This is a genomic window from Flavobacterium sp. LMO6 (genome assembly GCF_009495795.1).
Classification (GTDB): Bacteria; Bacteroidota; Bacteroidia; order Flavobacteriales; family Flavobacteriaceae; genus Flavobacterium.
This window is the reverse complement of sequence record NZ_WIBH01000045.1, coordinates 1-1,187: the sequence shown is the minus strand read 5'-3', so window position 1 is coordinate 1,187 and position 1,187 is coordinate 1. Positions and strand designations below refer to the sequence as shown.

Genomic DNA, 1,187 nt, shown 5'->3' with positions numbered 1-1,187 from the left:
CGGATTTTCTCGCAAACGTAATTTCAACACAAAGTTTATCGACAAAGTTCGGTTCGGTTTTCAATTTTCACGCAAGATTTTTCAGTAACAATTTCAATAAATTTCTTTCGGAAAAAATAGGAGAGAAGCTTTCAGCGTAAGTTCGGAAAATATGTTACCTACAACGTTCTGCGGCTTGCTCTCAGTGGCGTTGCACCAACACCAAGCCACCACAAATATAATAAAACATTCCATTCAGCAGCGGATTTTCCGTAGGAAAATCCGGAAGAAGCCATTGAAGCAAACCGCTGTTAGCGGTAGTTATTATTTTTCAATTTGACCATTAGTATACTTTATTTTTTTTAAAACTTTTCCGTATTTATCGTATTCTATAAACATACCATGACGCTTTCCATTTTTATAAAAACCTTCAGTTTTAATATTTTCAATATCAAAATAAGTTCGATATGTTCCATCTTGCAGTCCTTCCTTCCAGTACGAAAGCTCTTTAAGTTGTCCATTTTCATGCCATTTTCTTACTACTCCATTGGTCTTCCCGTTAACATTATAATAAATACCTGCGATTTTTCCATTTTTATAATACCAATGATTCCAACCAGTTCCGTTCACAAGTTGCTTAGTCCAATCTATTTTACCGTTGTCAAAATATTTTGTCCATTCATCTCCATTAGTATGGTTTTTAACAATTCCTTTTTCCAAAATTTTTCGGTTTTGCCTGTAAGAGATATAAGGACCGTTTTTCAAATAGTAATTATCTACAGTATCAGATTTAATTATTAAATATTGTATGGGTTTTTCATTGAAATCATAGAAATAAATTGTGTCGACTTCTTTGCCATTTTTTAATTTACCCTTTTGGTAAATTTCACCAGTTGTATAGAATTTGCTATAACTTCCATTTTTTAATGTCGTTTCATTAGCAGTAACTGGTACCCATGAAGATTTGCCACTTGTCTCATCAATCCAATACAACCAATTTTCATTTCTTTTTGATGTATCATTGATGTCAGCATTTTGACAACTGTAAATAAAAATTAAAAGAAGAAATAATATCGTTTTACTCATAGTTGCATTTTTTACGACGGCTATAATTACCGCTAACGTTCTGTGGCTTGCTCTCAGTGGCGTAAATCCAACACCAAGCCATTACAAATATAACAAAACATTCCATTCAGCAGCGGATTTTC

Annotated in this window: 1 protein-coding gene; it reads right to left on the bottom strand. The window is 32.9% G+C overall.

Features of this window, described 5'->3' with window-relative positions; genetic code table 11:
* Nucleotides 1–303 precede the first annotated feature (303 nt).
* Nucleotides 304–1,065, bottom strand: coding sequence for a toxin-antitoxin system YwqK family antitoxin (locus GFJ99_RS13255; protein ID WP_153209526.1), 762 nt, complete (start codon nucleotides 1,063–1,065; stop codon nucleotides 304–306).
* Between the last annotated feature and the right edge of the window lie 122 nt (nucleotides 1,066–1,187).

Bases quoted from the DNA above. Each gene is read 5' to 3' on its own strand.
- GFJ99_RS13255 (WP_153209526.1), bottom strand. From the start codon at position 1,065: ATGAGTAAAACGATATTATTTCTTCTTTTAATTTTTATTTACAGTTGT.